At 72.9% G+C, this 24590-nt stretch carries 20 protein-coding genes and 1 pseudogene; 12 read left to right on the plus strand and 9 right to left on the minus strand.

Annotated features, from left to right (window positions below; all coding sequences use genetic code 11):
- Positions 1 to 20 precede the first annotated feature (20 nt).
- The 7 genes from ACZ4Z2_RS32785 to ACZ4Z2_RS32815 all read left to right on the plus strand — a co-directional run bounded on the left by ACZ4Z2_RS32785 (position 21) and on the right by ACZ4Z2_RS32815 (position 9958).
- The gene (locus ACZ4Z2_RS32785; RefSeq protein ID WP_468081008.1) at positions 21 to 1226 is read left to right on the plus strand and encodes a S8 family peptidase; all 1206 of its coding nucleotides are present in this window, start codon (positions 21 to 23) and stop codon (positions 1224 to 1226) included.
- 236 nt (positions 1227 to 1462) lie between these two features.
- Positions 1463 to 1852, plus strand: coding sequence for a hypothetical protein (locus ACZ4Z2_RS32790; protein WP_468081010.1), 390 nt, complete (start codon positions 1463 to 1465; stop codon positions 1850 to 1852).
- A 3-nt stretch (positions 1853 to 1855) separates the two neighbouring features.
- Entirely contained in the window at positions 1856 to 2950 is a 1095-nt protein-coding gene (locus ACZ4Z2_RS32795) for a GNAT family N-acetyltransferase (RefSeq protein WP_468081011.1), read from the plus strand.
- A gap of 382 nt (positions 2951 to 3332) precedes the next feature.
- On the plus strand, positions 3333 to 4178 hold the full coding sequence (locus ACZ4Z2_RS32800; protein WP_468081012.1) for a glycosyltransferase family 2 protein: 846 nt from the start codon (positions 3333 to 3335) through the stop codon (positions 4176 to 4178).
- A complete protein-coding gene (locus tag ACZ4Z2_RS32805; protein WP_468081013.1) occupies positions 4175 to 5188 on the plus strand; it encodes a glycosyltransferase family 2 protein in 1014 nt (337 codons plus the stop codon). Before ACZ4Z2_RS32800 ends, ACZ4Z2_RS32805 begins: the two co-directional genes overlap by 4 nt.
- On the plus strand, positions 5185 to 5982 hold the full coding sequence (locus ACZ4Z2_RS32810; protein WP_468081014.1) for a polysaccharide deacetylase family protein: 798 nt from the start codon (positions 5185 to 5187) through the stop codon (positions 5980 to 5982). The genes ACZ4Z2_RS32805 and ACZ4Z2_RS32810 overlap by 4 nt, the downstream gene beginning before the upstream one ends.
- Positions 5975 to 9958: a lipopolysaccharide biosynthesis protein gene (locus ACZ4Z2_RS32815; RefSeq protein WP_468081015.1), complete on the plus strand. Its 3984-nt coding sequence runs from the start codon at positions 5975 to 5977 to the stop codon at positions 9956 to 9958. The genes ACZ4Z2_RS32810 and ACZ4Z2_RS32815 overlap by 8 nt, the downstream gene beginning before the upstream one ends.
- A 17-nt stretch (positions 9959 to 9975) precedes the next feature.
- On the opposite strand, the gene ACZ4Z2_RS32820 is transcribed toward ACZ4Z2_RS32815, so the two are convergent.
- On the minus strand, positions 9976 to 11391 hold the full coding sequence (locus tag ACZ4Z2_RS32820) for a GH39 family glycosyl hydrolase (protein WP_468081017.1): 1416 nt from the start codon (positions 11389 to 11391) through the stop codon (positions 9976 to 9978).
- A 112-nt stretch (positions 11392 to 11503) separates the two neighbouring features.
- Here ACZ4Z2_RS32820 and ACZ4Z2_RS32825 point away from each other — a divergent pair, with 112 nt between their 5' ends.
- The gene (locus ACZ4Z2_RS32825; protein ID WP_468081019.1) at positions 11504 to 12598 is read left to right on the plus strand and encodes a DUF5925 domain-containing protein; all 1095 of its coding nucleotides are present in this window, start codon (positions 11504 to 11506) and stop codon (positions 12596 to 12598) included.
- A 55-nt stretch (positions 12599 to 12653) separates the two neighbouring features.
- Positions 12654 to 13421 (plus strand): DUF72 domain-containing protein, encoded by a 768-nt coding sequence (locus tag ACZ4Z2_RS32830; protein ID WP_468081021.1) that lies wholly within the window; start codon positions 12654 to 12656, stop codon positions 13419 to 13421.
- A gap of 56 nt (positions 13422 to 13477) precedes the next feature.
- Here the strand turns inward: ACZ4Z2_RS32830 and ACZ4Z2_RS32835 are convergent, their stop codons facing one another.
- Positions 13478 to 13846, minus strand: coding sequence for a GntR family transcriptional regulator (locus tag ACZ4Z2_RS32835; protein WP_468081023.1), 369 nt, complete (start codon positions 13844 to 13846; stop codon positions 13478 to 13480).
- A 95-nt stretch (positions 13847 to 13941) separates the two neighbouring features.
- Here ACZ4Z2_RS32835 and ACZ4Z2_RS32840 point away from each other — a divergent pair, with 95 nt between their 5' ends.
- The gene (locus ACZ4Z2_RS32840; protein WP_468081024.1) at positions 13942 to 14871 is read left to right on the plus strand and encodes a GNAT family N-acetyltransferase; all 930 of its coding nucleotides are present in this window, start codon (positions 13942 to 13944) and stop codon (positions 14869 to 14871) included.
- Positions 14852 to 15352, plus strand: coding sequence for a ribonuclease FAU-1 family protein (locus ACZ4Z2_RS32845; RefSeq protein WP_468081026.1), 501 nt, complete (start codon positions 14852 to 14854; stop codon positions 15350 to 15352). The genes ACZ4Z2_RS32840 and ACZ4Z2_RS32845 overlap by 20 nt, the downstream gene beginning before the upstream one ends.
- Positions 15353 to 15445: 93 nt before the next feature.
- Here ACZ4Z2_RS32845 and ACZ4Z2_RS32850 read toward each other — a convergent pair whose 3' ends face one another.
- From ACZ4Z2_RS32850 to ACZ4Z2_RS32870, 5 genes and pseudogenes are all read right to left on the minus strand, one after another.
- A complete protein-coding gene (locus tag ACZ4Z2_RS32850) occupies positions 15446 to 16105 on the minus strand; it encodes a class I SAM-dependent methyltransferase (RefSeq protein WP_468081027.1) in 660 nt (219 codons plus the stop codon).
- A 296-nt stretch (positions 16106 to 16401) separates the two neighbouring features.
- Positions 16402 to 16869, minus strand: a pseudogene (locus ACZ4Z2_RS32855) (GNAT family N-acetyltransferase); the annotation flags it as partial.
- Entirely contained in the window at positions 16866 to 17636 is a 771-nt protein-coding gene (locus tag ACZ4Z2_RS32860) for a dienelactone hydrolase family protein (RefSeq protein ID WP_468081028.1), read from the minus strand. The gene ACZ4Z2_RS32860 and the pseudogene ACZ4Z2_RS32855, both read right to left, overlap by 4 nt.
- A gap of 412 nt (positions 17637 to 18048) precedes the next feature.
- Positions 18049 to 18918 carry an esterase/lipase family protein gene (locus tag ACZ4Z2_RS32865; protein WP_468081029.1) on the minus strand — a complete coding sequence of 290 codons (870 nt, stop codon included), beginning with the start codon at positions 18916 to 18918 and terminating at the stop codon, positions 18049 to 18051.
- 175 nt (positions 18919 to 19093) lie between these two features.
- Positions 19094 to 19540, minus strand: a complete 447-nt coding sequence (locus tag ACZ4Z2_RS32870; protein WP_468081030.1) for a MarR family winged helix-turn-helix transcriptional regulator — start codon at positions 19538 to 19540, stop codon at positions 19094 to 19096.
- 92 nt (positions 19541 to 19632) lie between these two features.
- Between ACZ4Z2_RS32870 and ACZ4Z2_RS32875 the strand changes: the two genes are divergently transcribed.
- Positions 19633 to 20007: a cupin domain-containing protein gene (locus tag ACZ4Z2_RS32875; RefSeq protein WP_468081032.1), complete on the plus strand. Its 375-nt coding sequence runs from the start codon at positions 19633 to 19635 to the stop codon at positions 20005 to 20007.
- Between the two features lie 8 nt (positions 20008 to 20015).
- Here ACZ4Z2_RS32875 and ACZ4Z2_RS32880 read toward each other — a convergent pair whose 3' ends face one another.
- Both ACZ4Z2_RS32880 and ACZ4Z2_RS32885 read right to left on the minus strand, forming a co-directional pair.
- Entirely contained in the window at positions 20016 to 20984 is a 969-nt protein-coding gene (locus tag ACZ4Z2_RS32880) for a DNA polymerase Y family protein (RefSeq protein ID WP_468081033.1), read from the minus strand.
- The gene (locus ACZ4Z2_RS32885; protein ID WP_468081035.1) at positions 20981 to 24478 is read right to left on the minus strand and encodes a DNA polymerase III subunit alpha; all 3498 of its coding nucleotides are present in this window, start codon (positions 24476 to 24478) and stop codon (positions 20981 to 20983) included. The genes ACZ4Z2_RS32880 and ACZ4Z2_RS32885 overlap by 4 nt, the downstream gene beginning before the upstream one ends.
- Between the last annotated feature and the right edge of the window lie 112 nt (positions 24479 to 24590).

Raw genomic sequence — 24590 nt, forward strand, 5'->3', positions numbered from 1 at the left:
CTGAGGAGGACCCCCTCGTCATGGCACATCTGCTCAGCAAGAGGATCCGTGTCACCGCCGTCACCACCCTGGCGACGACCGCCCTGCTCGGCGGCCTCACGGCACTGCCCGCCCAGGCCGCCCCGGCCGAGGGCACGGTCCTCGCGGCCGGCTCCCCCACCGCGATCAAGGGCAGCTACCTCGTCACCCTCAAGAAGGGCACCGGCCTCAAGGCCGCTTCGAGCGAGGCCAAGGGCCTGATCAAGGAGTACGGCGGCGCGGTCGAGCGGACCTACCGGTCCGCGCTCAACGGCTACTCGGCCCGGCTCTCGGCGGCCGAGGCGAGGAGACTCGCCGCCGACCCGGCCGTCGCCTCCGTCGAGCAGAACCAGATCCTCACCGCCGACGCCACCCAGTCCAACGCCCCCTGGGGCCTCGACCGTTCCGACCAGGCGTCGCTGCCGCTCTCCGGCACGTACACCTACCCGGACTCCGCGGGCAGCGGCGTGACGGCGTACGTCATCGACACCGGCGTGCGCATCACGCACTCCCAGATCAGCGGCCGGGCCGTCAACGGCTACGACGCCGTCGACGGCGACAACGTGGCGCAGGACGGCAACGGTCACGGCACCCATGTCGCGACCACCATCGCGGGCTCCACCTACGGCATCGCCAAGAAGGCGAAGATCGTGGCGGTGCGGGTGCTGAACAACTCCGGCTCGGGCACCACGGCCGGCGTCGTCGCGGGCATCGACTGGGTGACCGCGAACCACAGCGGCCCCTCCGTCGCCAACATGTCGCTCGGCGGCGGCGCGTCCGCCGCCCTCGACACGGCCGTCCGCAACTCCATAGCCAGCGGCGTCACCTACGCCGTCGCGGCCGGCAACAGCAGCGCCAACGCCTCCTCCTACTCCCCCGCCCGGGTCGCCGAGGCGATCACCGTGGGCGCGACCACCAGCACCGACGCCAGGGCGAGCTACTCCAACTACGGCTCGGTCCTGGACATCTTCGCCCCGGGCTCGTCGATCACGGCCGGCTGGTACACCAACGACACCGCCACCAACACCATCTCGGGCACCTCGATGGCCACCCCGCACGTCGCGGGCGCGGCCGCGGTCTACCTGTCCGGCCACACCTCGGCCACCCCGGCCCAGGTCGCCACGGCGCTGACCGGCGGCGCCGTCACGGGCAAGGTCACCGGCCCGGGCACCGGCTCCCCGAACCGTCTGCTCCAGATCGTCCCGTGACCCCGGCCGGCCCGCCCGCGGTCCCCTGACCGGGCGGTCCGTCCCCCGACCCGTTCCCCGGAGGCGCCCACCGCCTCCGGGGAACACCCGTTCCGGGACCGGTGATCCCCTTGCCGCCGTTCGTCCGCCGACCTCTCGCGCGAGGGCGTACCGGCGAGTTCCGCGTCTTGACTGTCCCGCGCCCGCTGAGCGACATTGAAGCCCGGCATCCGGCGCTTCGGGGGGCAAAGTCGCCCATGCAGACCTTGGGTACCAAGCCATCCCTGTCCGGTAGGGGCGGGCCACTGCTCGCGGGCGCGTGCGCGGCCGTGGCGGCGGTGGGCGCGGTGCTCGCGTTCGCCGACGCGGACTCGGTCCTGCGCGGCCCGTTCACGCTGTTCTTCCTCCTCGTCGCGCCCGGAGCCGCCATCGGGGCCGCGCTGCGCGGGCTGGAACCCTTCGGCCGTGCCGTGGCGTCCGCCGCGGGCGCGATCGCGGTGAACCTCCTCGTCGCGCAAGGCATGATCGCCACCCACTCCTGGTCGGTACCCGGCGGGATCGCGGCCGTGACCGTGATCAGCTCGCTCGTTCTCCTGCTGAGCCTGGTACGGCGCGTGCGCGGCCGTACGGAGAGAAGACGGACCTGAGACGTGGACATCAGTGTGTACCGCCCAGGGGAACTGAGCGCCGCCGACCGGGCGGCCTGGACCGCCCTGCAGTCGAAGGCACACCTCCACGGCGCGCCCGAGCTGGCGAACCCGTTCCTGTCCCCCGAGTTCGCCCTCGCGGTCGGCCGGTGCCGGCGCGGCGTGCGGATCGCGGTCCTGCGCGAGGGCGGTGAACCGGCGGCCTTCTTCCCGTTCCAGAGAACCGCCGCCGGCGTGGGCCGGGCCATCGGCCTCGGGCTGTCCGACTGCCAGGGCGTCGTCCACCGCCCCGGATTCACCTGGGACGCCGAGGCGCTGCTGCGGGCCTGCGGGCTCGCCGTGTGGGAGTTCGACCATCTGGCGGAGGGCCAGGCGCCGTTCGCGGAGCACATCACCGGGACCTTCCCGTCACCGGTCATGGACCTCGAACAGGGATATGAGGCGTATCTGCGCCGACTGCGGGCCGGATCACCGAAGTTCGTCCGGTCCACGCTCGCCAAGGAACGCAGGCTCGCCCGCGCGGTCAGCGAGGTCCGCTATGTGCACGACGAGCGCGACCCCGAGGTCCTGCGCACCCTGATGGCCTGGAAGTCCGCCCAGTACCGCAGGACCGGTCGCAGCGACCGCTTCGCGCACCCCTGGATCATCCGGCTCGTGCAGCAGCTGTTCCACACCCGCTCCGACTCCTTCGCCGGCCAGCTGTCCGTGCTGTACGCGGACGGCAAGCCGGTCGCCGCCCATTTCGGGCTCCGCTCCGAGCGGGTGCTGACCTGCTGGTTCCCGGCGTACGACCCGGCGTTCGCGAGGTTCTCGCCGGGGCTGCTGCTGCATCTGCACATGGCGGAGGAGGGCGCCGCGGACGGGATCGCGTACCTGGATCTCGGGCGGGGTCAGAAGCAGTACAAGGACTCCCTGAAGACACGGGAGATCTCCGTGTCCGAGGGGTGGGTCACCCGGCGCCACCCCGTGGCGCTCGGGCACCGGGCCCGTCGCGCCCCCGTCCGGGCGCTGCGGAACGCCGTACTGGCCCGGCCGGAGCTGTTCGAGTCGGCGGACAGACTGCTGAAACGGATGGGTAAAATCCGGTCAGGACTGTAAGTAACGGACACAACAACAAAAATGTGAGGGCTGGCAGTAGGTCTTGCCATACGGGCTCAATCATCAATACCGTCGTACATCCACCCGCATCGGTCCGCCGCAGGTGCCCCAAGGGGAGGGCTCGAGGGGCGTGACGGTCCCGGCGCGGGGCGCGGTAGGGGGGTGCCGTGCTCGGCGACCGCACCTGTTGCCGAGTCGTGCCGCGCGACCGACTGCCGAGTCGCGACAGTCGGCCTGCTTTGCCAGCTCACCCTGACATGCACCAAGGGGTCGATACGGAGATCGATTTCGCGTGCCGTGGGTGAGAACCCCCCTTTCGAACCGGACACATAGCCGGACCGCCCAGGGGCGGGCGGTCCACCGGACGAGAGGGACCAGACTCATGAGCTCAGTTCTGCGCCCGGTGATATCCGATTCCGACGCGGCCGAGGATGCGGACGCGACCACTACGGTCGCCTCCGGCACGTACCGGCCCGTCTCCACCCATCTGGCCATCGCACCGCCGGTGAGCGTGGTGATCCCCGCCATGAACGAGGCGGAGAACCTCCCGTACGTCTTCAAGACGCTGCCGGACTGGATCCACGAAGTGGTCCTCGTCGACGGCAACTCCACCGACAACACCGTCGAGGTGGCCCGCGAGGTGTGGCCCGAGGTCAAGGTCGTGCCGCAGCGGGGCAAGGGCAAGGGGGACGCCCTGATCACCGGGTTCGAGGCGTGCACCGGCGACATCATCGTGATGGTCGACGCGGACGGCTCGGCCGACGGCCACGAGATCCTGTCGTACGTCTCCGCGCTGGTCTCGGGCGCGGACTTCGCCAAGGGGTCGCGCTTCGCCAACGGCGGCGGGACCGACGACATGACGCTGATCCGCAAGTTCGGCAACCGGGCGCTGTGCGCGGTCGTCAACCGCAAGTTCGGCGCCCGCTACACCGACCTCTGCTACGGCTACAACGCGTTCTGGCGGCACTGCCTCGACAAGATCGACCTCGACTGCACCGGCTTCGAGGTCGAGACGCTGATGAACATCCGCGTCGTCAAGGCCGGTCTGCGGGTGCAGGAGATACCGAGCCACGAGTATCTGCGCATCCACGGCGCGAGCAATCTGCGGGCCGTGCGCGACGGACTGCGCGTGCTGAAGGTGATCCTCAAGGAGCGCTCCAACCGGCGTGCGCTGCGCCGCCGCTCGCACGCCACGATGCTCATCTCGGGCCGAGGAGAGGCGTCTTGAACGAACCGGCCGTCTCGGTCGTGATCTGTGTGTACACCGAGGACCGCTGGGAGGACATCCTCGCGGCGGTCGCCTCGGTGCGCGCGCAGTCCCGGCCGGCCCTGGAGACGCTCCTGGTGGTGGACCACAACCAGGCCCTGCTGGAGCGTCTGACCAGGGAGTACAAGGAACACCGGGAGAGCGGCGAGGTCCGGGTGCTGGCCAACGCGGGCCCCCGCGGCCTGTCCGCCGGCCGCAACACGGGCATCGCCGCCTCGTCCGGCGAGATCATCGCCTTCCTCGACGACGACGCCGTCGCCGAACGCGACTGGCTGCGCTGGTTCACCGAGGGGTACGCCGACCCCCGGGTCATGGCCGTCGGCGGCCGTACGGTGCCCGTGTGGGCGTCGGGCCGCCGCCCGGCCTGGTTCCCCGAGGAGTTCGACTGGGTCGTGGGCTGCGCCTACAGGGGCCTGCCCGCCGGGGTCGCCCGGGTGCGCAACGTGCTCGGCGGCAACGCCTCGTTCCGCCGCGCCGCCTTGGACGCGGCCGGCGGCTTCGCCACCGGGATCGGCCGTGACGGGGACAAGCACCCCCTCGGCTGCGAGGAGACGGAGCTGTGCATCCGGCTGACCCGCGCCAGGCCGGACGCGGTCCTGCTCCTGGACGACCGTGCGGTGATCCACCACCGGGTGCCCGGCGCGCGCGAGCGCTTCGGGTACTTCCGGGCGCGCACCTACGCCGAGGGCCTGTCGAAGGCGCTGGTCGCGCGGAGCGTCGGCGCCGGCAAGGGCCTGGAGTCGGAGCGCCGGTACACCACGCGCGTCCTGCCCGCCGGGGTGGCGCGGGGCCTGCGCGACGCGCTGCTCGGCCGTCCTGGGGGCGCGGGGCGGGCCGGTGCCATCGTCGCGGGAGTCGCGGCGGCGGCCGGTGGGTACGTTGTCGGGAGCGTCCGGGCCCGCAGGGGCGATGTCACGTTCTCCGTCGGCGGGATCCCGGTCGGCAAGGGGGGCGAGGGGGGCTCGTCATGACGGAAGACGCCGTACCGATCCTGATGTACCACGCGGTCTCCACCGCGCCCGACGCCGCCACCCGCGCGCTGTCGGTGTCCCCGGAGGCGTTCGCGGAGCAGATGGCGGTGATCGGGGACCTCGGTCTCACCCCCGTCGACACGGCCACCCTGGCGGCCGGCTGGCGTTCGGGGCGCCCGCTGCCCGCCCGGCCCGTGCTGATCACCTTCGACGACGGCTACGAGGGCGTGCACCGCCATGCCCTGCCCGTCCTCGCCAAGCACGGCTTCGCGGCCTCCCTGTTCGTCGCCACGGCCTGGATCAGGGGCCCGTACGACGACGGCGGTGCCCTCGACACCATGCTCGACTGGGACCAGGTGCGCGAACTCGCCGGCCACGGCGTGGAGATCGGCGGCCACAGCCACACCCATCCGCAGCTCGACACGCTGGACGAGGACCGGCTCCGGTTCGAGCTGCGGCGCTGCCGGCGGATCGTCGCCGACGAACTGGGCAGCCCGCCCGCCTCGTTCGCCTACCCGTACGGCTACTCCAGCCGCCGGGTACGGGTCGCGGTGCGGGAGACGGGGTTCGCCCAGGCGCTCGCGGTCGGCAACGCGCTCGCCCGGCGTCGGCAGGGCCCGTACGCGCTGCGGCGGGTCACCGTGCGGCGCTCCACCGGGGTCGAGGAGTTCGGGCGGCTGGTCGAGGGCCGCGCCGTCGCCCGCGGCTTCGCCCGGGACCGCGCCCTGACCAAGGGGTACGCCATGGTCCGAAGAGCACGCCAGGGGGGAAGGGCCATCCGTTCCCGTGTCTGACACGACGACCACCGGCACGACGGCCGCCACGACCGGGCAGGCCGGGACCGGCACGACGGGGACCGCCGGGCGGCGGTCCGGCGCCGGCCGCCGGCTGCGGCTGCCCGGCCTCGGCAGGGGGGCCGGGGGCGACCAGCTGTTCCGCAACGCCTACGCCCTGATGCTGAACACCGGTATCTCGGCCGTCCTCGGCCTCGGCTTCTGGCTGGCCGCCGCCCGCTACTACACCGAGGCGGCGGTCGGCCAGGGCTCCGCCGCGATCGCCGCGATGAAGCTCCTGGCCGGGCTGACCGCGCTCACGCTGACGGGCGCCCTGGCCCGGTTCATCCCGGTCGCCGGACGCGGCACGGGTCGGCTGGTCTTCCGCACCTACGCGGGCAGTTCGGTGGTCGTGGCGCTCGCGGCCGGGGTGTTCCTGCTGACGCTCGGGCTGTGGGGGTCCTCGTACCGCTTCCTGCACGACCCGGTGAACGCCGTGTTCTTCGTGCTCGCGGTGGTGGCCTGGTCGCTGCTGACCCTCCAGGACGGAGTGCTGACGGGGCTGCGCAGCGCCCTGTGGGTGCCCGTCGGGAACACCGTGTTCTCCGCGGTGAAGCTGGTGCTGCTGGTGGTGTTCGCGGCGGCGGTCCCGACCATGGGCGTGTTCGTGTCCTGGGTCGCGGCGATCGCGGTGTCCGTGCTGCCGCTGGGCTGGCTGGTGTTCCGGCGGCTGGTCCCCCGTCATGTGCGGGCGACCGAGGGCGAGGCCCGCCCGCCGTCGCTGCGGGAGATCGGCCGCTTCCTCGCGGGCGACTACACCGGCTCGCTGTTCTCCCTCGCGGTGGTGTACCTGGTCCCGGTGATCGTCGCCGCCCAGGTCGGCTCCGCCGACAACGCGTACTTCTACATCACCACCACGATCGGCGGCACGGTCAACCTCCTCGCCATCAACATGGGTGCCTCGCTGACCGTGGAGGGCGCGCACGACCCGGCGCGGCTCGCCGCGAACACCCGGGCCGCGCTGCGGCGGATGGCCCGGATCATGCTGCCGGTGTGCGCGGTGCTGTTCTTCGGGGCGCCCTGGATCCTCGCCGTGTTCGGGCAGGGCTACGCGGACGCGGCGACGCCGCTGCTGCGCTGGTTCGCGGTCGGCGCCGCGCTGCGGGTCGTGATGGAGACGTACTTCGCGGTGCTGCGCGCCCAGAGCCGCACCGCGGGACTCGCCTGGCTCCAGGGCCTGCTGTGCGCCCTGGTCCTCGGACTGACGCTGCTGCTGCTCCCCCGGATGGGCCTGACCGGCGCGGGTGTCGCCGAGATCTCCAGCCTCGCGGTGATCGTGCTGATCGCCGCGCCCCGGCTCTGGCGGATCGTCCGCACGGCACCGCCCGACGCGGTCCCCGAGGACGCGGCACCGGACGGCGACCTCGCCGACCTGGGCCGGGTGGCGTCCGCCGCGAGGAAGCAGAGCGGCGCCTGGTCCCGGCGGCTCGACTCCGACACCCTCGCCCTCGGCCTGCACCTCGACTTCGACCACATGGAACGCCGCCCCGACGTACGCCCGGGCCCCGGCACCCCGCCCGCCGGAACCCCCCGCGTCCCCCGGGACCACCGCCCCGCCTGGGCCCAGGACCGCCCGACCCGGCCCCTCGGCATCCACCGGCCACCGGTGCTCGGGCTGCCCGTCGAGAGGGGGGTCCCACCGCTCGGGCGGGGCCGCGAGTGGAGGGGGGAACCGGGCTCCGAGGCGTCCGTGGGGCCGGCCGAACTGCCCGAGGTGGACGCTCCGTTCGAGGAGGCCGAGGGCGCCGCACGGGAAGCGGCCCCCGTCCGGGCGGCGGCGGAACCGGAGGCCGTCGGCGAGCCCGGCCCACGCGAACCGCTGCACCCGCCCGCCCCCGTGACGCCGTCCGCCCTTCCCCCGGCATCCCCGGCGCACTCGGCGACCCCGGCACCGTCCGGGCCCCCGAGGGGACGGCCGCGCCCCACCGTCACCGGCCTGGTCCTCGGCTGCCTCCTGGTCTCGGCGCTGCTGCTGTACTGGGTGCCCGCGCTGACGCTGGACGACTCCGACCTGGACCGCATGGACGGGCTCGGCCTGGTCTCCGTGCTGCCCCTGCCCACGCTGGCGGGGACGGCGCTGCTGGCCGCCGTGTTCGCCGCGCTGCTCCGGCTGCGCCGCGAGCACCGGGGTCTGCTGCTGGTCACGCTGCTGGCGACGGTGGTGTCCCTGCACGCGCTGCCCGCCGTGATCGAGGCCGAGCCCCGCTTCGCGACGGCCTGGCAGCACCTCGGCTTCCTCGACTACATCGACCGCACCGGCTCGGCGGTCCCCGACCTGGACGCCCGCTGGAGCTGGCCGGGCTTCTTCGCGGCGGCCGCGTTCGTGGCGAGGGCCTGCGGCGTCAGCGACTTCACGGAGATCATCCGCTGGTGGCCCACCGCCATGCAGCTGCTCTACCTGGCCCCGATGTTCCTCCTCGCCCGACATCTGCGGGCCGGCTGGCGCGCCCGGTGGACGGGCGTCTGGATCTTCGTGCTGAGCGGCTGGGTGGGCCAGGACTACTTCTCCCCGCAGGGCTTCACCTACCTCCTGTACCTGGCCTTCGTGGCGATCCTCCTCGTCTGGTTCCGCGCCCCGCGCATGCTGTGGGCCAGGGTGCGGCCGGGCGAGGCCGAGGTGGAGCCGACCGACCGCCTGCAGCGCGCGGTGCTGCTGGTGGTCCTCATCGCGCTGTACGCGGCGACCGTCCCGGCCCACCAGCTCACCCCGTTCGTCATGCTGGGCGTCCTCGCCGTCCTCGTGCTGGTCGGCCGCTGCGAACTGCGCGGTCTGCCTCTCCTGTTCGCCGTCCTGGTCGCCGTCTGGGTGGGCTTCCTCGCCGAGCCGTACTGGTCGGGCCACTTCGACGAACTCTTCGGCGGCGTCGGCGGCGTCGGCGGGAACGTCACGTCCTCGGTCTCCGGCCGTATCGGCGAGGGAAGCTCCACGCACAAACTCGTGCTGTACGCGCGCGTGGCCCTCGCCGGCCTGGTCATGCTGCTGGCCTGCTGCGGCTTCTTGCGCCGCCGCCGGAACAAGTACCGCGAACGCTCCCTGCTGGTCCTGGCCTTCGTGCCGTTCCTCGGCTTCGGGATGCAGTCGTACGGGGGTGAGATGGCCCTGCGGGTCTTCATGTTCGCTCTCCCGGGCGCCGCCCTGCTCGCCGGGCTCGCCCTGTTCCCGCGCTCCGGCGCCACCGCCGGGGAACGCGCCAGGGACGGGCGCAGCCTCGCCCCGCTGGCCGCCCTGCTGGCGGGCCTCGTCCTCATCGGCGGCTTCCTCGTCGCCCGCTGGGGCAACGAGCCCTTCGAACGCGTCCGCCCCGGCGAGGTCGCCGCCATGGAGTACGTGTACGCCCACGACGAGCCCACCGTACGGCTGCTCTGGCTCAGCGACGACCCGGTCGACTCGGTGACGCCCGCGCTGCCGTGGGGCGCCCAGGACATGGAGAAGGTCGAGTACGTGCCGACGCTCGCACCGGTCGACCCGGTCCTGGTGTCGGGCCTGGTCAAGTCGCTGAAGGACGCGGGCCCGCACTCCTACCTCATCGTCAACCGCGGCCAGACCACGTCCCTCCAGCTGGACTCCGGCTACCCCGCGGACTGGGACGCCCGGCTCATCCGAAACCTCGACGCGCGCGAGGAGCTCAGGGAGGTCTTCGCCAACGAGGACGCGACGATCTTCGCCCTGCGCGGTCGGACGGGTAAGGCTCCCGCGCCCGATCCGGGACCGATCGGCCCGCAGGTGACCTGGACCCCGTGGTCGGTGGTCGGGGGTCTGGCGACGATCGCCCTGATCGTGCTGCTGACCACCCGTGAGGTGGTACGGGTGGCGGCCCGTCCGAGCGTCCGCCAACTCCGGTGGCTGCAGGGCAGCTTCTGGTTCAGCCTGCCGCTGCTGGCCCTGCTGCTGGCGTCACTGGTGGTGCGGTTCCTGACGATGGGGGGCGCCCCTTAGGAGGCGTCGGACGGGCCTCACCGCTTGAGCCACCGCACTTCGTACGCCCCCATGTCGAACCGCCGCCCGTCGATCTTCGCGCTGATCCTCCGGTCCAGGGTGTTGACCACGAGCACGACGTCGTCGTCGGCCAGCACCCGTACGTTCGGCCGGTCGTCGGCCGCCACCGGCACCGTCTCGTACCTGGTGCCCGGCGGGAACTCCGCCCCGAACCGGGCCAGCAGGTCGTACATGGGCAGTGCCCTGCCGCCGCCGCTCGTGTCGGTCGGGGTCCACAGGCATCCGGGGCACTCCCCGCTCCGCTCCTCCGGGTTCCAGTAGAACGCGGAGGTCGCGCCGCCCTTCGCCATGCCGATCAGCCCGGCGGCCTGCACGGCCGCCCGCCGGGTCTCGGACCAGCCGTGGCGGTCGTCGTTCGCGTCGGCGGGCTCCACGTAGTACTCGGCCCACCACAGCGGCAGCCCCGGGGAGCGCTCGCGCACCCACTCGCTCACCGCCGTGAACTTCTCCGTGGCGGCGAACTCGTCCGGCAGCAGCTCGTCGTCCTTGGTGTAGCTGGAGCCGTCGACGACCACGAAGTCCGCGCCCGTCTTGTTCTCGTCCCAGTACTCGAAGGCGTCGAGGATCCGCTGGTCCATGGCGCCCCAGGGCCCCTTCAGGGACGTCGACGCGTCCTGCTTCTGACGCGGGTCGAGGCTGTCCATGACGAGATAGGGCCCGCCGACCAGGATGTCCTCGTCGACCTTCTTCAGGGCCCGGTACACGAGGTTGTACAGCCGGGTGTAGCCCTCGTAGTCCCAGCGGGCCTCGGCGTCGTTCCAGAAGCCCTTGAACTCGTTCCAGACGATGAAGTGCCGTACGTCCGGGTAGCGCCTGGCGACGGTCGCGGCGAGGTCGGCGTAGTCCTGGAAGTGCTCGGGCTCGGGGGCGGTCTCCAGGGCGGACTGGCTCCAGTCCGTGCTGTCGGCGCCGGACTCGCCGCCCTTCATCCAGTCGGGAGCGCAGCACAGGGTGACGACGGGCGTGCCGCCGGTGGCGCGGACGAAGTCGATGCGCCGGTCCATCTCCTCGAAGTCGTAACGTCCCTCGACCGGTTCGGGGTTGCCGGCGCCCCAGCCCATGATGTGCTGGATCTGCGGCAGGGGCCGCTCGCCGAGACGCTTCTCGACCCGTGCGACGGCGGCCCGGCTGCCCTCGTCCGCGCTGTACTGGGTGTGGGTGAAGCCCCAGCCGACCTCCGGTCCGAGGTCGTCGGGCGGGACGGCGGGCGTGCCGTGCACCTTGTCGCCGTCGCGTGACGTGCCCGCGGTACCGCCGTCGCCGGGCAGCGTGTTGACCAGGGTCACGATCAGGGCCAGAACGGCCGCCCCCACACCGAGGAGCGCGGTGAGCCGCCACCGCCGGTCCCCCGAATTCCACCCATGCCGTCGCATCAAGGGCAACAGTAACGGCGCGGGGCGGCGGTGGGGGAGCTTCCGTCACCGACAACCGACTCGCCACGCAAAGCGGATGCACGGGGAGCCCTCCGTGACGGATCATGGCGGCATGTCTGCGAACCCACACGACGCTCTGCCGATCCGGCTCAACGTCGACGACAGCGACTCCCCGTCCGATGTCGTCGACGCGCTGTTCCTCGGCCGCTTCGCGACGGGCGAGCAGCCTTGCGCGCACGCGGCGAACATCGACCGGGTGCGCAGCGGCGCGACCCTGCTGCCGCCCGGCGCGCGCGTCCTGCGCGTCGCGCGGGACGACGACCGCAGCGCGACCCTCGCCGAGGGCGACGGCTGGACACTGCTGGTCTCCCGCTGGAACCGGGGCGCGGACGTCACCGTCACCGCGACCACCGCCGAGCTGGCGGAGAAGGTGCTGAACCAGGCAACGGACGGCGCCGCCGACGAGCCCGAACCGCAGCCGGAGAACGTGACGATGGGCTTCTGGTACGTCTCGCCGCGCCGGGGCCCGCACCGTACGACGCGGCAGATCTCGGCGGGCACCTGGGAAGAGGTGCGGCCCAACTACACGGCCCCGGTGGCGGACGCGATGGACCGCCTGATGAAGACGACCCCGCAGGACATCGCGGGCCGGCTCCTGCTGCTGCACGGCCCGCCCGGCACCGGCAAGACCTCCGCCCTGCGGACGCTGGCCCGCTCCTGGCGGGACTGGTGCCAGGTCGACTGCGTCCTGGACCCCGAGCGGCTCTTCTCCGACGTCGGCTATCTGATGGACATCGCGATCGGCGAGGAGGACGCCACCGGCAAGGGCCGCTGGCGCCTGCTCCTGCTGGAGGACTGCGACGAACTGATCCGGGGCGAGGCCAAGCACACCGCCGGCCAGGCGCTGTCGCGTCTGCTCAACCTCACCGACGGCCTCCTCGGCCAGGGGCGCAACGTCCTGGTCGGGGTCACCACCAACGAGGACCTGGAGCGCCTGCACCCGGCCGTCGTCCGCCCCGGACGCTGTCTCGCCCGGATCGAGGTCGGCGCGCTGACCCGTCAGGAGGCCGTGAACTGGCTGGGCACGGACGAGGGGATCGGCCGCGACGGCGCGACCCTGGCCGAGCTGTACGCCCTGCGCCGGGGCACCTCGCCCACGTCCCTGCCGGAACCCCGCGGCGGCGCGGACGCGGGGCTGTACCTGTAGCGGCGCCCCCGCCGCCGACTGCATGGGTTCGGCGTGCGGGTGCTTTGATGGAGATATGACCCTGTTCGTCGGCACGTCGGGGTGGCAGTACAAGGACTGGCGGGGCACCGTCTACCCGGAGGGCTGCCCCACCCGCCTCTGGCTGGAGGAGTACGCGGCGCGGTTCGCCACGGTGGAGAACAACAACGCGTTCTACCGGCTGCCCTCCCGCGAGACCTTCGAGGCGTGGCACGACCGGACCCCGCCGGGCTTCGTCGTCGCCGTGAAGGCGAGCCGCTTCCTGACCCACATCAAACGGCTCAAGGACCCCGAGGAGCCCGTCGAGCGCCTGATGGGCCGCGCCGAGGGGCTCGGTGACCGGCTGGGCCCGATCCTCCTCCAGCTGCCGCCCACCCTCCGCGCCGACCCGGCCCTCCTCGACGCCTGCCTCGCCCGCTTCCCCGCCGGTACGCGGGTCGCCGTGGAGCCCCGTCACGAGTCCTGGTGGACCGACGAGGTGCGCCGGGTCCTGGAGGCCCGCTCCGCCGCCCTGTGCTGGGCCGACGTCCGCTCCCGCCCCGCGACACCGCTGTGGCGCACCACCGACTGGGGCTACGTCCGCTTCCACGTGGGCCGCGCCCACACCTGGCCCCACTACGGCCGCCAGGCCCTCACCACCTGGGTCCACCGCATCGCCGCCACCTGGCCCGACAGCGCCGACGTCCACGCCTACTTCAACAACGACCCCCACGCGGCGGCCGTGCTCGACGCCATGACCTTCGCCCGGGCCGCCCGCAGAGCGGGCCTCACCGTGACGAGGACCCCGGAGCGGCTCCCCGGGTGAGCCTCCCGCGGACGACGACCCCGCGGCGGCTGCCCCGTGACCGCGCCGCCGGGGCTCTACTCCCCGTACACCGCCCGCAGGGCGTCGCGGACCGCCGCCAGGGCCTCCGCCTCGCCCAGGCCCAGACGCCGCGCCCGCTCCGCGTAGCCCGCCGCCGCCGTCGCCGCCTCCTTCTCCGCGGCCGAGCCCGCGGCGGCCACGAACGTGCCGTTGCGTCCCCGCGTCTCGATCACCCCGTCGGTCTCCAGCGCGCGGTACGCCTTGGCGACGGTGTTGGCCGCGAGCCCGAGCTCCTCGGCGAGCCCCCGCACGGTCGGCAACCGGTAGCCCACGGGCAGCGCCCCGGACCGGGCCTGCTCCGAGATCTGGGCGCGCACCTGCTCGTAGGGCGCGCCCCCCTCCACGATGCGAATGTTCAAGGTCACGCGGCGATTGTCCCGTACGCACCGGCCGGCGTCGTCGCACGCCCACCGGAAATTCGGAGGCGCCCTCGGGCACCGTCCGCGTACCGTGCGATCACATGACACTGATCGTGCGCGACCTCCGTACCGCGGATCCCGCGGACACCGGGGCCTTCGCCGACATCCGCGGGCGTGCCCTCCCCTTCCTGGTCAGCACCCCCGAGTCCCTGGTCCACGAGGCCACCCACGCCGCCCCCGAGGCCCACGTCGGGCATCTGGTGGCCGAGGCGGACGGCGAGGTGATCGGGACCGCGCAGCTGGGGATCGCCCACGACAGTCCCGTCCCGGGCCAGGGCTACCTGAATGTGTACGTGCACCCGGAGCGCGTACGCCGGGGCGCGGGCGCCCTGCTGGTGCGCGCCGCCGAGGAACGGCTCGCGGCGGCGGGCGCGAAGCGGCTGTTCTCGTGGGTGCTGGACACCCCGGACAACCGCGCGTTCGCCGAGCGGCGCGGCTACACGAGCAGCAGGTCCGCCCACTTCCTGCGGCTGGATCTCACGGCCGGCACCCTGCCGCCGCTGGAGGAACCGCCGGCCGGCGTCGAACTGCGGACGGCCGCCGACTTCGCCGACGACCCGCGCCCGCTGTTCGAGCTGGACGCGGAGACCACGGCGGACGAACCCAGCGACATCGGCGCCGAGTTGGACGACTACGAACACTGGCTCGCCGACACCTACCGCCATCCGCTGCTCGACCGCGCGCTGAGCACGGTGGTCGTCGTGGACGGCACGCCGGCTGCGTTCACCGCCGCCCGCACGGACGGGCGGACACGGTACTCCACCGGGATGACGGGCACGGCCCGCGCCTTCCGCGGCCGTGGCCTGGCGAAGCTGGCCAAGAACGACTCCCTGCACCGCGCCCGCGCCGCCGGCTACGAGGAGGCGTTCACCGGCAACGACGCCGGCAACGGCCCGATGATCGCGATCAACAAGTGGTTCGGTTACGAAGTGTGCGCGACGGAGGTGCACTATGTCCGGGACCTCGGCTGACCCGAGCCGCGAGTTGGACGTCGTCCTGCTGAAGGCGGGCCGTACGAAGATCCGTTATCCGGCGCGGCTGCTGAGCGACGACGGTGTGCGGGTCGTCGTCCGCGCCGACTGGGCGAGCGAGGGGGTGCGGGACTTCGGTTTCGTGCGGTTCGGGCCCGGTGACGTCTTCACCGAGTACTACTGGCGCGACCGGTGGTACGCCGTGAAGGAGGTCCGCGACGCCCGGGGCGGCCTGAAGGGCTGGTACTGCGACATCACCCGTCCCGCCGTGCGCTCCGGCGGGGAACTCGTCGTCGAGGACCTCGACCTGGACCTGTGGCGCTCGGCGGACGGCACGGCCGTCCTGCGGCTGGACGAGGACGAGTTCGCGGACAGCGGACTCCCGACCACCGACCCGGAGGCCGCGGCGGCGGCCCTGGCCGCACTGGACGAGCTGGAACTCCTCGCGAAGGAGGGCGGCTTCACGGCCCTGCTGAGCTGACCGGGACACACGGGGGCGAGGGCGGGAGGGCGGCGGCCCGTATACGGCGGCCGCCCGACACGGCAGGCGTACACGCCGCGCACGCACGCCGGATCACAGGTCCGCGACCATCGCGTACCGCTCGTCCTCGACCCGCTTGCCCCACAGCCGCACGTCGTCGTCGAGCCGGACCACCACCGCGCCGGAGACGAGCGGTGCGAGGAGCCCGTGCAGCCGCTCGGCGGGTATGCCGACCGGGCTGAGCGTCCCCCACACGCCCTCGACGAGCACGAGGCGTCCCCGGGGCCGCAGCAGCCCGCACCAGTGGCGCAGGGCGCGGGCCGGGTCGGGCAGGGCCCACAGGACATGCCGGACGAGGACGACGTCGAAGCGCTCCTCGCCGACGGGCGGTGCCGCCGCGTCGCCGACGAGGAACACGGCCGGGTGCCCGGCGAGTTTGGCGCGGGCACGGCCGACCATGGCCGGGGAGGAGTCCACTCCGGTGACCCGGTGTCCCTGCTCGGCCGCGAGGAGTGACAGGCTGCCGGTGCCGCAGCCGAGGTCCAGGACATCGGCCGGGCGGTGCGGCAGCCAGTCCCGCAGGCGCGTCGCCCACGCCTCCCGGACGACGGGATCCCGCAGGCCGTGATCGGGTTCGTCGTCGAAAACGGCTGCCTGCGCGTCCCAGTGGACGGGCGGGGGCGGGTCGTTCGGCGCGGAGTTCTTCGCGGTTTCGGGGCTCCGGGAGGTTTCGCCGTCGTCGATGTTGGTCATGCCGCCAGAGTGACACCTGCCACTGACAGTCCAGAGGGTGACAGCCGCCACTGACACAGCACGACCCGATGAGTAACGCTCCCGGAAGAGGTCTACCTCCGTGAAATCGCGGAACACGGTAGACGCAAGGAGGCAGCCATGCGCCGTACGACCGTGCAGAAGCCCCTGAGGAAGTCCGACTCCCGCCGTGTGCGGGAAGAGGGCGACGAGCGCCCCGTGGAGCGCCGGGAGGTGCGGAAGGACATCGCGCGCACCTGGTGGCCGGAGGGCTGACCCGCGCCCCCGGCCCGTCCGCCGAGCCGCTTGCGGTAGTGGATCCTGTCGTAGGGCCCGTCCACCCGCCGTTCCACGACCTCGTACCCGGACTTCGGATAGATCTTCCGGTTCTCCCACATCATCGCGTTCGTGTAGAGCCTGATCTCGGGCAGGCCGAGGGCACGCGCGCGGGTGTCCACGAACTCCAGGAGCCGTCGCCCGACGCCCCGTCCATGGGCGTCGGGGTGGACGGCGATGACGTCGAGGAACAGATGGTCGTCGTGTGCCTCGACGACCACGAGGCCGGTCACGGGGTCGCCGGTCACGAAGACGCGGCCCGCGGCCACGTTCGCCGCGTGGTCCGCCTCCATGGGCTGCGGTACGCCCCCGATGCGTTCGATGTAGGGCCGGAAGGCGGCGTCCGTGACGGCCTTCACGGCCTCGACGTCCGCGAGCACCGCCCTTCTGACGCCCTCACCGGCCCCGGCGTCCGTCACGGCGTCCGTCATGAGCGGGGGCGCGCGAGGGTACGGCCGAGCAGGTCGAGCAGGGCCGTCCAGTGGCGTTCCGCCGCCTCGGCGTCGTAGGCGGCGGTGTCGGCCTGGGTGTAGCCGTGGGGAGCTCCTGTGTACACCTCGGTGCGGTGGGTGACGCCCGCCTCCGTGAGCGTCTTGTCGAGCAGTTCGATCTGCTCGGGCGGCATGGAGGAGTCGTTGTCGGCGTACCCGAGGTACACCTCGCCGGTGATCCGGTCCGCCGCCAGGTGCGGGCTGTCCGGGGCGTCGGTCGCCAGCCGGCCCCCGTGGAACCCGCCCACGGCCGCGACCCGCTCCGGAAAGGCGCCCGCGGTGCGCAGGGCGAGGCCCGCGCCCATGCAGTAGCCGGTGATGCCGACGGGCCCGTCCGTCGTGTACGGGCTGCCGGCCAGCCAGTCCAGATAGGTCCCGGCGTCCCGCACCGCCAGCTCCGGTGTCAGCGCCCGCATCACCGGGAGGATCCGCTCCCACAGCTCCGGGCGGGCGCCGGGATCGATGAAATCGGGCAGGTCGAAGACGGGGGCACGTCCGGCGCGGTGGAAGACGTTCGGGACGAGCACCGCGTAGCCGGCCCGCGCCAGCCGGTCGGCCATCTCCCTCAGATGCGGCCGCAGTCCGAACGCGTCCATGTAGAACAGCACCGCGGGGTGCGCGGCGTCGTCGTCGGGGCGGACGAAGTAGGCGTCGGCGGTGCCGTCCCCGGTGGTGATGTCCACGGTCGTTCCGCGTACGGCGGTCATGGATGCTCCTCTTCGTCACTACGACCAGTCGTCAACCGGTCGTCAACTGTCGCGGGCGGTCGCATTGTTCCGCGTCCGGGTAAGAACGGGATCACCGACGGCTCGGCGAGCCGGTGTTCCTGAGCCGCCGGTTAGCCCATCCTTAACGCGACCATAAGGATCTCCCGCACCCGCCCTCAGCGGGCGATGTCGCGGTTCCGTGGGGCTAGCTTTATGTGGCGCTCGGCGGCGCGGCGGTCCTGGCGGCGGGGTCCTCGCTGCTGTTCGCCGCGGCCCGCCGCCGTGCGGCGAACGGCGGCCGGCAGGGCGGCTGACGGACTCCGGGGCCTGTCCGGCGGCTCAGGCCGGACAGGCCCCGGCGGTGTACGTCCGGGTCACCCGCGTCAGGGGCGACCCGGGGTGTGTGCACGTGTCAGCCGATGGCCGACAGACAGGTGGTCGGGGTGGCGTGGGCCGGGTCGAGGGCGTTGGTGACCTCGTGGAAGGCGACGCGGTCGAGGATCCCGATCGCGGCGTGCTCGGAGAGGTCGACGGCGCACAGGTCCTGGATGACGATGTTGCGGACGTTCGGGCCGTCGAGGAACTGGGAGCGGTAGGGCGTGACGACCTCGTCGTACTTGGTGGCGAGGACGGTGTAGGCGACGCCGGGGACGGTGTCGCCGCCCGCGTTGAGCTTGGTCAGGAACGGGGAGCCGACGACCTGGTCGGCGAGGGCGGGGGTGGCGGTGGACAGCAGGTCGCCCGCGCCGGGGAAGTAGTCGAGGAGCTGGGTGAGGCCGCCCAGGGTGGTGCCGTGGTTGGAGGGGGCGATGCCGACGAGGGCGTTCACCTCGGCCGCTCCGCCGAGGAACTTGAGGTAGTAGCGGGGCATCATGCCGCCCTGCGAGTGACCGACGAGGTCGGCCTCGGCGGCGCCGGTCGAGGCGAGCACCCGGTCGACGAAGGCGTCGAGTTGCCGGGCCGACTTCTCGATCGGGCCGAGGCCGTTGAAGAAGGGGACACCGGGGAGCTGTCCGTAGTCGAGGGAGTAGACGCAGTACCCGCGGTTGACCAGGTACGGGGCGAGGCCCAGCCAGTTGTCGACGGAGTTGGCGAACGTCCCGTGGACGAGGACCACGGGACGGGGGTGGGCGCTGGAGGGCTTGCAGGAGTAGTCGTTCCAGCCATGGCTGGGGGCGGCGGCCGTGTCGGCGGCCGCGGCGGAGGTGGCGGGGACGGTGGTCGCCGCGGCGGCGAGGAGCAGGGCGGCCAGCGGTCTGATCAGGCTCTTCCAGGGCAGCATCGGGTGATCTCCTTGCGGCTCAAGGGACGTGCGACGGCGTTCGCCCTGTGATCCGGATCACGAGGATGCTGTTCTTATCCAGCCAAGTTACGGGCGGGTAGTAAAAGTGGGAAGTTACGCGTCAGTAAAAACTTCAAGCGGCACCCGTGGACCCTGATAAGGGACGGCTAAACCGTCACCAGGCGGGCCTGATGGGGCCATAGGGGGCGATGCGCGCCAACTGTTCGCGCAGCGCCCGCACTTGCGCCTCCCCGCCGAGCGCGCCGCTCCACTCCTGGATCACCTCGGCCGCCGCCTCCTCCGCGGCCCGGGTGCAGGCCCACCCCCGCCCGGTCAGCACGACCAGCCGGGCGCGGGCGTCACGGGGATGCGGCCGGCGCTCGACATACCCCTTGGCGACCAGCTCCTCGACGAGCTGACTGGCACCCTGCTTGGTCACCCCGAGATGACGGGCGAGCTCGGTGACCGTCGCTCCGTCCGGGGCGAGCCGGGTGAACGCGAACCCGTACGCGGGCCGCCCCTCGAAGCCCCGGGCGACGACCCCGTCATGGATGCGCTGCGTCAGCTCGCCCGCCGCGGCGAGCAGGACGGCGGTGAGCCCGAGGGCCTCGGAGTTCTGCATGCCCGCATTGAAACACCCTTGACGAATTGGTCAAGCTGCTTGACCATCGAGGATATAGTCAAGCAGCTTGACCATCTTCTCAGGAGGCCCGCATGCCCGTAGTCCGTTCGTCCGAGGCCGTCACCCATGAGATCCACGGCGCCCGTTTCGTCTCGTACGCCACGCCCCGCACCGGCAGCAGGGAACTGGCGGCCTGGCGGGGGGAGATCCCCGCCGGCACCAAGGCGCCCGCCCACACCGTCACCAAGGAGGAGATCCTCCATCTGCTCGACGGCGAGCTGCTGATCACGCTCGACGGCCGCACCGAGCGGATCGGGGCGGGCGACACCCTGATCATCAACGCGGGGGCGACCCTCACCGTGGAGAACCCGACGGCGGAGACCGCCGTCACCTGGGTCACCACCTCCCTGGGCCTGGAGGCGGAGCTGGCCGACGGCACGCGGATCGTGCCGCCGTGGGCCAACTGACGCCCCCGTCATGCCGCCAGCGTCCCCGGCAGGATCGCGCGCGGGCCGAACTTCGCGCGTGCCCGGTCCGCGACCTCCTCGATACGGCGGAGCTTGTCGTCGGTGGGGTCGAAGGCGAGCTGGTGGGATGCCTCCTCGGCGGGGGTGAGCCCCTCGGCGCGCAGGGCGATCGCCCGGACGCGGGCGCGCTGGAGACCGAGGGCGCCGTACATCCCGTAGGCGGCGCGGGTGAGTTCCGGCGAGTGGGCGGTCGGCTCCGGGAGGGTGCGGGTGCGGGTCGTCGAGGACCGGTCGGCGTAGCGGACGGTGAGGGTGAGGGTGCGGCACACCTGGTCCAGGGCGCGCAGCCGGGAGCCCAGTTCCCCGGCGCCGAGGAGCAGCGCGCGGCGGTGCCGGTCGGGGTCCAGCTCGTCGTGCGGGAAGGGTTGTTCGGTGGCGAGGGAGCGGGCGACGGCGTTGGGGACGACCCGGCCGCGGTCGACGCCGTTCGCCTTCTCGTGCAGCTCGCGGCCGGTGCGCGCGCCGACCAGGCGCTGGAGCGTGGACAGGGGTGCGGCGGCGACCCGGCCGAGGGTGTCGAGGCCGTACTCGCACAGGGTCCGGGCGGTCGCCGTGCCGACGCCGGGCAGCGCGGTGACGGGCCGCTCGGCGAGGAAGTCCACGGCCAGGCCCTCGGGGACCGCGCACGGCTCACCGGGTTCGGCGCGGCCCAACGCCATCCGGGCGAGCATCGGTCCGGGCCCGGCGCCGATCACACAGTCGACCCCGTAGAGCGCGAGGGCACGGACCCGGATGAGGCGGGCCAGTTCCTCGGCGCCCCGGCCGAAGTACCGTTCGGCGCCGCGCAGATCGGCGAGCGCGCCGTCGGGCGGCAGCGCCTCGACGACCGGGGTGAAGTCCTCGAGCAGACCGAGCAGCCCGGGCAGGGCGGCCTCGTACTTCGGCGGCAGCTGGAAACGTACGCAGAGGATGGTCATCCCGCACTCCCTGGGCTCTGGTGCCACAACTTCCGTACTTTCGAGGGCTCTTCGCCCGCGGGCCGCAGATCGGCCCACGGGTGCATCTCGTAGCCGGTGGGCAGCTGGATGCGGCGGCCGCGCGTCGGGTCGCCGCCGCCCGTGGGCACCGGCTCCGCCAGGCGCGGGGCGACCGCGTCGAGGCCGCCCTCGCGCCGCAGTTCCACCAGTTCGGCGAGGTTCCAGGCGGCCGACCCCACCACGCTGAGGCTGCGCGGACCGCGCCGCTGCACCACCCCGCGCACCAGCAGCAGCCAGGAGTGGAAGACGGTGTGGGCGCACGCGTCGTGGGAGTCGTCGAAGAAGGCGAGGTCGACCAGGCCGGTGCCGTCGTCGAGGGTGGTGAAGACGACCCGTTTGCCGGAGCGGATCGGCGGGGTCTGGGTGGCCGCCTTGGCGCCCGCGACCAGCACCGTCTCCCCGTGGCGGGCCTCGCGCAGCCGCCGTGCCGACACCACGCCCAGCTCGTCGAGGAACACGCGGTGGTCGTCCATCAGGTTGCGGGAGACGTCCATGGACAGCACGCCCAGCTCGGCGCTGAGCCGCTCCGCCGAGGAGAGGTCGGGCAGCCCGGCCGGGGCGGTCCTGCGCCCGCCGGACAGCGGGAGCTGTCCCCCGCCGCCGCCCATGCCCCGGGCGCCCCGGTGCAGTTCGGTGAGGTGGAGCTGCAGATCGCGCCGGTTGGCGCCGAAGGCGTCGAGCGCGCCGACCTGCGCCAGCCGCTGGGCGAGCGGACGGCTCGGCCGGGCACGCTCCCAGAAGTCCAGCAGCGAGGCGTACGGCTGTCCGTCCGCGATCCGCGCCGCCTCGGCCTCACTGATGCCGTGCACGTCGGACAGGGCCAACCGCAGCCCCCACCGGCCGGGCCCTTTCCGCCCCTCCGGGGAGGGTCCCTCCGACCCCCCTGATTCAGACACCAGTTCGATACGATGGGCGACCGCCGACCGGTTCACGTCCACCGGGAGGATCGGTACTCCTCGCCGCCGCGCGTCCGCCAGCAGCAGCCGCTTCGGGTACATCCCGGGGTCGTGGGTGAGCAACCCCGCGTAGAACGCCGCCGGGTGATGCGCCTTCAGCCACGCCGACTGGTACGTCGGCACCGCGAAGGCCACCGCGTGCGCCTTGCAGAAGCCGTACGAGCCGAACGCCTCGACGATCTCCCAGGTCCGGGCGATCGTGTCGGCGTCGTACCCCTTCGCCGCGGCGTGCTGCGCGAACCACACCCGGATCCGCCCCTGCGACTCGGGGTCGGAGAGCCCGCGCCGCACCCGGTCCGCCTCGTCCCGGCCGCAGCCGGTCATGAGGTGCACGATGTCGATGACCTGCTCGTGGAAGACGACGACGCCGTACGTCTCCCGCAGCGGCGCCTCCAGATCGGGGTGCGGGTAGCGGACCGGCGCCCGTCCGTGCCGGGCCGCGATGAAGGGGCGCACCATGTCGGCGGCGACCGGACCGGGCCGGAACAGGGAGATGTCGACCACGAGGTCGTGGAAGGTCGACGGCTGGAGCCGCCCCACCAGGTCCCGCTGACCGGGCGACTCGATCTGGAAGCAGCCCAGCGTCTCGGTGGACCGGATCAGCCGGTACGTGGCCGGGTCGCCCTCACCGCGCTCGAAGTCGAGCGCGTCCAGGTCGACCCGCTCCCCCGTCGCCCGCTCCACCTCGGCCACCGCGTGCGCCATCGCCGACTGCATCCGCACGCCCAGCACATCGAGCTTGAGCAGCCCGAGGTCCTCGACGTCGTCCTTGTCGAACTGCGACATGGGGAACCCCTCGCCGCTGGTCGGCATCACCGGCGTACGGGCGAGGAGGGAGGAGTCGGAGAGGAGGACCCCGCAGGGGTGCATGGCGACCCCGCGCGGGAGGGCGTCGAGGGACTCGACCAGGTCCCACAGCCTGCCGTACTTCTCCTTCTCCCCCGCCAGCTTCCTCAGCTCGGGCAGCTCCTCCAGCGCCGCGCGGGCGTCACGGGCCCGGATATGGGGGAAGGACTTGGCGATCCGGTCGATGTCGGCGGGGTCCATGGACAGGGCCGCGCCCACGTCGCGGACGGCGTGGCGGACCCGGTACGTCTCCGGCATCGCCACCGTCGCGACCCGCTCGGCGCCGAAGCGGCCGATGATCGCGCGGTAGACCTCCAGCCGGCGCGCGGACTCCACGTCGATGTCGATGTCGGGCAGCACCACCCGGCGCTTGGACAGGAACCGCTCCATCAGCAGCCCGTGTTCGACGGGGTCGGCGTGCGCGATCCCGAGGAGATGGTTGACGAGGGAGCCCGCGCCGGAGCCCCGCGCGGCGACCCGGATGCCCATCCGCCGTACGTCGTCGACGACCTGGGCGACGGTGAGGAAGTAGGAGGCGAAGCCGTGGTGGGCGATGACGTCCAGCTCCTGGTGCACGCGCTCCCAGTACTCGCGCCGGGTGTCGTAGCCGAGCCGCAGCATGCCCGCCGCCGCCCGGGAGGCGAGGACGCGCTGGGCGGTGCGGCGGCCGGCGCCGACGAGATGCGGCTCGGGGAAGTGGACGCTGCCGAGGCCGAGGTCGTCCTCCGGGTCGACCAGGCACTCGGCGGCCGTGGCGCGGGTCTGCTCCAGCAGGCGGTACGCGGTGTCCCCGCGGTAGCCCGCGGCCTCGACGATCCGTTCGGCGGCGGCCAGCATGGCACCGGCGTCCTTGAGCCATGCCTCACCGGAGTCCAGCTCGCCCCGGGGGTCGACGGGGACCAGCCGACGGGCCGCGTCCAGCACGTCGGCGACGGGGCCCATGCCGGGGTCGGCGTACCGGACGGCGTTGCTGAGCACCGGGCGGATCCGCTGCTCGGCGGCGAAGCCCACGGTCCGGGCGGCCAGCCGCAGCGAGCCGGGGCCGGTGCCCGTACGGCCGTGCCACACCGTCTCCAGCCGCAGGGTGTCACCGAACCGCTCCCGCCAGGGGCCGAGGAGCTTGGCGGCACGGTCGGGGCGCCCGGCGGCGAGCGCGCGGCCCACATCGGAGGCGGGGCCGAGCAGCACGGTCAGGCCGTCGCCGGCGCACTCCGTCCAGGGCAGCAGGGGCGGACCCTCTCCTCGGCCGGCTTCCTCATCGCTCCCCTCATGCGCCGCCGAAACGATTCTGCACAGCTCGGCCCATCCTCTGGCCCCCTCGCGGGCGAGGAACGTCACCCGAGGAGTCGACTCATCGACAAAGGCACCGCCCCGGACGGGGGCCCGGCGCCGCGCCTGCCGCGCGGAGGGCGCGGGCGCCCCCACGGCCAGCTCGGCCCCGAACAGCGGGCGGATGCCCGCCGCCGCGCACGCCTTGGCGAACCGGACCGCGCCCGCGAGGGTATCCCGGTCGGTGAGCGCGAGGGCGTCCATACCGCGCTCGGAGGCGCGCTCGGCCAGCCGCTCCGGGTGCGAGGCGCCGTACCGCAGGGAGAACCCGGAGGCGGTGTGCAGATGCGTGAAGCCTGGCACCGCACCTCCCGCACTCGATCAATCGAACATCAGTTCACAGCCTGCTCGTCTCCACCATAGACCACTTTTCGAACCTCTGTACGACATCCGTTCGGCCCCGCCCCACCTGCGC

The sequence above is a fragment of the Streptomyces sp. NPDC030183 genome (assembly GCF_055573455.1).